Origin of the sequence: Bartonella sp. AP36NXGY, assembly GCF_042195865.1 — a bacterium.
Taxonomy (GTDB): Bacteria; Pseudomonadota; Alphaproteobacteria; order Rhizobiales; family Rhizobiaceae; genus Bartonella.
This window is the reverse complement of the sequence record NZ_JBHIPD010000004.1, coordinates 124,560-130,864: the sequence shown is the minus strand read 5'-3', so window position 1 is coordinate 130,864 and position 6,305 is coordinate 124,560. Positions and strand designations below refer to the sequence as shown.

Genomic DNA, 6,305 nt, shown 5'->3' with positions numbered 1-6,305 from the left:
TGAAGAGCAGATGAAGATAGTTCTTGAAGATGCCAATAAGTATACGGATGAGAAAGTTAGTGGTCTTGTCAATGATGGTGTTAACGAGTCGAAATCCTATACGGATATGAAGTTTGAGACATTGAATTATGCTATTCAGGATGTTCGGAAAGAAGCAAGACAAGCTGCTGCTATTGGTCTAGCGGTGTCCAACTTACGTTACTATGATATACCAGGATCTTTAAGTGTTTCATTTGGGAGTGGTTTATGGCGCAGTCAATCTGCACTTGCTATTGGTGCTGGTTATACATCTGAAGATGGAAATATTCGCTCGAATGTATCTGTGACAAGTGCTGGAGGTCATTGGGGAATAGGTGCTGGAATTACTCTGAGGTTGAGATGATAATAGAAAAAATGGCTGTTATTGTAAAAACGAGAAGTATGTTAGTAAAGGTTCTGCTGTTTGCTCTTGCCTTAATAGGCAAGAGCGAAAGCTTTGCCAACGAGAACAATAATATTTATACAGTGCATCCACCGCACTTATCGATACCTAAGGGAGAACCTGGCGAAACACGTCGAATTATTATGCAGTTTTATGATTGGACTTTGATTTGTGACGAAAAACAAAAGCTTAAACATAAGCAAGGTATATGTAATGTGACACAGACGGTTCATGATCAAGAAGGAAATACCATTTTTAGTTGGTCTCTTGTTTCTACGACAAGTGGTCAAGCAGTGATGCTTTTTCGAACATTGCCAAATTCTGATATAAATGTTCCGATTCAAATGTTTGTAAAAGGTGTTAAAAAACCTGTTCTTATTAATTATACGCAATGTAATGAAACGGTTTGTTTGGCACAATCACCTGTAGGGCCGGTTTTGACTAAACAAATAGAGCAGAACAATAAGGTACGTATTTCCTATAAAACTAAAGAAGGTAAGGTATTTTCTTTTACTGTACCATTTAAAGGGTTAAATGCAGCACTTAATTCTTTCCGTCCTTAGAATTCATCGAGTATTTTTAACAAGAGTCATTTTTCCATAAATTGTTGTATTATATTTCTGAGTGTAAATTATAAGGTCAAATAAGTAAGAAGTTTTATATAATATGATATCGAGGTGATTTATTGGAAAGAGTAAGAGTTTTATGAATATAAAGTCACAGTAAGTTATTTATATGTAATAGAAAATAAAGTTAGTGTTTCCCGTAATGCTTAAAGAATGATTTCGTTAGTTATTAAAAGTAAAAAAGATTAGAAATACTCGATTTATTCCTTACAATAATGAGTAGACTAAATTCTTTTTTTAAGCTTAAAATGGATTTTTAAAGCGGTCTGATTAAGCATTAATATTTTTCAGATAAATTTATAATTCTAGAGTTTTTTTTGAACGATAGTTTTTATTGGTATTCACGAAATAACAGCTATTGTAATTGCATTTTGTAGTACTACGGAACTTTTATTCCAGCATAATCAAAGCCATTTCATTGCATATAACAAACGAGGTTTGTGTGTGGATAACAAAAAAAATTTTTTTCTTATAAACCGTACTAATGTATAGGTTGTTGTAACCTTAAGAGTCAGCAAATAGTATGATAGTGTAGGTTTGTTACAATAGAGGTGTGCTCCGTGTGAATGGTATCAAGAAAAGAGCATAATTTATAAAAATTGATGTGAACGTAAACGATTAATTTATAGTTTTAAGTTCATAAAGAGATGCATGATTTCACGGAAACAACCGAAAGATTATACAAAAAACTGAATGATGTTAGTGTAGAAAATTTTAATGATAGAAAAAGAAAGAATGATTTCTTGTATATATCATTTGATGCTGCATTATTGCTTTATTTAGGAATGAGCAGAAGAGTTTTCGCGTTTATTTATTGGGGGACTCTCAAGGGATAAGGGACATGACCCCGTTAAATTATGGTTCAAAAGAGTTAAAGCAAGGAGAAATATACGATACCAAAGCAGATCAGTTGTATGATCAGTGCGGTAGTAATACAAATAATCTTTCTGCATTGTCACGAACAGAGGCATACTCTGTCCTTGTTGATATAAAGAGACAACAGAGAAAAAAACATTATGAACAGAAACAGGTTTTTGTTCAATCTGAGGCAGCTTTTGAGTTTCATAATCAGATAATGATAGGTGCTCAAAAAACAAAAAAACTCAAAGCACCTTTTCTTCGACGGTTCCATTCAGTAAAATCTCCACCTCTTTATGCGGCACTTGATCTCGGAACAAATAATTGTCGTCTTCTTATCGCATCTCCCAGTAAACCTGGATATTTTCGTGTTGTTGATGCTTTTTCTCGTATTGTACGATTGGGAGAAGGTTTAATAAATAACGGTTTTCTTAATACACAAGCTATGGATCGTGCGATTGAAGCATTAAAGATTTGTCATTTAAAGCTAAAACAAAGGCATATTAAGCGTTATCGCTTGATTGCAACGGAAGCTTGTCGTTCTGCAGAAAATGGTAGACATTTTATTCAGCGTGTTTTGGAGGAGACAGGTCTTGAATTGGAAATTGTTGATCGGCAAACAGAAGCGCGTTTTGCTGTTACAGGGTGTAGTACACTTGTTGAACCAAATACTGACGCAATTGTGCTTTTTGATATTGGAGGAGGATCATCAGAAATTGTGCTACTGGATGTTTCTCAAAAGCGTTCTTTTCGTTTAGCTCGACAAATTATCGCTTGGACTTCTCTTCCTGTTGGTGTTGTTACGCTTGCTGAACGTTTTGGAGGGAATGATATTAGCTTAGACGATTTTGAAAAAATGAAAAGCTATGTGCGAGGGTTATTAAATAATTTTTCAGATCGTCATAAATTAGGAGAGTTAGCACAAGGTTCGAAGTTTCATCTTTTGGGAACCTCCGGTACGGTTACGACTTTAGCAGGAATGTATCTTAATTTAGAGCGTTATGATAGGAAAAAAGTGGATGGCATTTGGATGAATGATGCAGACATTACACTTATGACACAACGCCTATTATCATGGGATATAGAAAAACGTGTCATAAGTCCTTTTATTGGACGCGAGAGAGCAGATTTAGTTTTAGCTGGTTGTGCAATTTTAGATGTTATTCGGGAAGTTTGGCCAAGTCAGCGTTTAAGAGTTGCTGATCGTGGATTAAGGGAAGGAATTTTGATAGAGCTGATGTTACGCGATGGAGTATGGTGTCGTCATAGAAAGAGCAGAGATTTCAAGCGTTAGAGAATTAAATATGGAGACAATGAATAACGATGAAAAAAACAACAAAAACACCAAGAGGTGGCTATGGAGGTTCAGGGTCACATGAATTATATCAGCGCGTAAAAAAGAAAGCAGGAACCATTAAAGCTTCATCACGACGATGGTTAGAGAGGCATCTGAATGATCCTTATGTCCATCAATCAAAAGTAGATGGTTATCGTTCGCGTGCGGCTTATAAACTCATTGAAATTAATGAGCGCTATAGGTTTTTGAAAAAAGGCCAAAAGGTTATTGATCTAGGAGCAGCACCTGGAGGCTGGTGTCAGGTGGTTGAGCGTATAGTAGGGTCAAGTGATGAGGATCCTAGCGTTGTTGGTATTGATTATTTACATGTTGATCCATTGCCTAGAGTTGCCATGTTGGAAATGGATTTTTTGCATACAGATGCACCGCAGAAATTAATTGAAACTTTAGGGACAAAACCGGATGTGGTTCTTTCTGATATGGCAGCGCCAACAACAGGTCATCGTCAGACGGATCATTTAAGAACGATTTATTTATGTGAAGTTGCGGCTGATTTTGCTCTTTCGGTTCTCAAGCCTGGGGGATATTTTTTAGCAAAGGCTTTTCAAGGGGGAGCAGAAAACACTCTTCTTGCAAGATTAAAACAGCATTTTAAAAAAGTCTACCATGTTAAACCACCCGCAAGCCGATCAGAATCAGTAGAGCTTTATCTTCTAGCACTTGAATTTAAGGGAAAAACAAAAGTACAAGAATAGCACCTTCTTTTAAGAAGACTTAATTTTACTTAACCTATTTAAATGCGATGATTTTTTTCTCAAAGAGTTATCAGCGATAGTGACAGTTTTTCTGTTATCAATGATGAAAAACTGGTAAAATTAATGTATTGCCTATAGAGGTAGAGAGATTGATTCCTCAGTGAGTGTTTCCAATGAAATTTCTTGATCAAGCTAAAGTTTATATTCGTTCTGGTAATGGAGGTTCTGGAGCAGTATCATTTCGCCGTGAAAAATTCATAGAATTTGGGGGGCCTGATGGAGGGAATGGAGGACGGGGTGGTGATGTCTGGGCTCTTGTTGTTGATGGACTTAACACGCTGATTGATTATCGGTACCAGCAGCATTTTAAAGCAAAAACAGGGGGACATGGCAAGGGGCGTAATATGACGGGTGAGAAGGGTGATGATGTCATCCTTAAAGTTCCGGTTGGGACGCAAATTTTTGAAGAAGATAATACAACGTTAATATGTGATTTAACGGAAGTGGGACAGCGCTATCGCCTTGCAAAAGGAGGGAATGGCGGTTTTGGCAATCTTCACTTTACAACATCGACAAATCGGGCACCGCGTCGTGCAAATCCAGGTTTGTCTGGAGAAGAGCGTGCAATATGGCTTCGTTTGAAGTTAATTGCTGATGCGGGGCTTGTTGGTTTACCAAATGCTGGAAAATCAACTTTTTTAGCTTCTGTAACGGCTGCAAAACCAAAAGTTGCAGATTATCCTTTTACCACTCTACATCCTCATCTTGGTGTTGTACGTATTGATGGTCGTGAATTTGTTTTGGCTGATATTCCAGGATTAATTGAAGGAGCGCATGAAGGTGTGGGAATTGGAGATCGTTTTTTAGGACATGTGGAACGTTGTCGCGTACTGCTTCATCTAATTTCTTCTCAAGAAGAAGATGTAGCAAAAGCATATCAAATTGTGCGTCATGAACTTGAGGCATATGGAAATAATCTAAGTGATAAAACTGAAATTGTTGCTTTAAGCCAGATAGATACTCTGACAATTGAAGAGCGTGAAGCTAAACGGGAAGCTTTGCAAAGAGCAGCGGATCAACCAGTTATGATGTTTTCTGCGGTTAGCCGCGAAGGTTTAGAAAATGTGCTGCGTGCTGGTGCACATATTATTGAAATGTCACGCAAAGAGGAGATCAGTGGGGATAGCAAGGTTGATTGAGATGGCTGTTGGATCGCAAAAACTTACACACTATAAACGTATTGTGGTCAAGATTGGATCTGCCCTTTTGGTTGATCCTCAGGCGGGTTTACGGGTTGAATGGCTTAAAAGCTTGATCAATGATGTTGTTGAATTACACAAAGGAGGCGTAGAGATATTATTGGTGTCTTCAGGTGCTATTGCTTTAGGAAGGACATTGCTACAGCTTCCTAAGGGGGCTTTGAAATTGGAAGAAAGCCAGGCATGTGCTGCTTTGGGGCAAATTGAGTTAGCAAAAACCTATGGTGATGCGCTTGCTCAACATGGGCTCAAAACAGGCCAAATTTTGCTCACTTTATTTGATACGGAGGAGCGAAGGCGTTATCTCAATGCACGTGCAACGATTGAGACGCTTTTATATTTGGGAGCTGTGCCTGTTATTAATGAGAATGATACTGTTGCAACAACTGAAATTCGTTATGGTGATAATGATCGTTTAGCTGCACGTGTGGCAACAATGGTGAGGGCAGATCTTTTAATACTTTTATCCGATATTGATGGTCTTTATACAAAGTCTCCCCATAGTGATCCTACGGCTGAATTTATACCTTTTGTTGCATCCATTACGCATGATATCGAAAAAATGGCAGATGTTGCTGCTTCAGAGTTTTCACGGGGAGGAATGAAGACTAAGCTTGAAGCCGGAAAAATAGCTAATGCTGCTGGAACGGCGATGATTATCACCTCAGGCAAGCGTATGAATCCTCTTGCTGCAATTGACAAAGGTGAACGCAAGAGTTTTTTTGCGGCAAGTAAGAAATCTGTCAATGCTTGGAAAACATGGATTTCTGGTCATTTAGATCCATCTGGTGTTTTGACGATTGATCAAGGAGCCATTAGGGCTCTTGAATCAGGAAAATCATTATTAGCTGCAGGGGTTATTGCCGTTGAGGGAAATTTCCAGCGTGGGGATACGGTTGCAATTGTTGGTACAGATGGAGTTGAGATTGCGCGTGGACTTGTAAGCTATGACAAAGATGAGGCTGTACGCATTATAGGACATAAAAGTGAAGAAATCGAAGCTATTCTTGGGTATGAGGCGCGCTCTGCTATGGTGCATCGTAATGATATGATTGTACGTTTCTTGATCAATTCTGTTTAAAAAAGTTA

The 6,305-nt window shown here is 38.0% G+C and carries 6 protein-coding genes; all 6 read left to right on the top strand.

The genetic code is table 11. The features are described from left to right. Positions 1-382 (top strand): YadA-like family protein (locus tag ACFINX_RS03245; RefSeq protein WP_375638348.1); only part of this gene is annotated, 382 nt, incomplete at its 5' end. After that, positions 379-984 (top strand): invasion associated locus B family protein, encoded by a 606-nt coding sequence (locus ACFINX_RS03240; protein ID WP_375611868.1) that lies wholly within the window; start codon positions 379-381, stop codon positions 982-984. The genes ACFINX_RS03245 and ACFINX_RS03240, both read left to right, overlap by 4 nt. A 904-nt stretch (positions 985-1,888) precedes the next feature. Beyond that, entirely contained in the window at positions 1,889-3,199 is a 1,311-nt protein-coding gene (locus ACFINX_RS03235) for a Ppx/GppA phosphatase family protein (RefSeq protein WP_375632261.1), read from the top strand. 29 nt (positions 3,200-3,228) lie between these two features. Next, positions 3,229-3,957: an RlmE family RNA methyltransferase gene (locus ACFINX_RS03230; RefSeq protein WP_375611866.1), complete on the top strand. Its 729-nt coding sequence runs from the start codon at positions 3,229-3,231 to the stop codon at positions 3,955-3,957. A 173-nt stretch (positions 3,958-4,130) separates the two neighbouring features. Next, entirely contained in the window at positions 4,131-5,156 is a 1,026-nt protein-coding gene (gene obgE / locus ACFINX_RS03225) for a GTPase ObgE (protein ID WP_375668328.1), read from the top strand. 1 nt (position 5,157) lies between these two features. Beyond that, positions 5,158-6,297, top strand: a complete 1,140-nt coding sequence (gene proB, locus ACFINX_RS03220) for a glutamate 5-kinase (RefSeq protein ID WP_375627675.1) — start codon at positions 5,158-5,160, stop codon at positions 6,295-6,297. Positions 6,298-6,305: the final 8 nt, after the last annotated feature.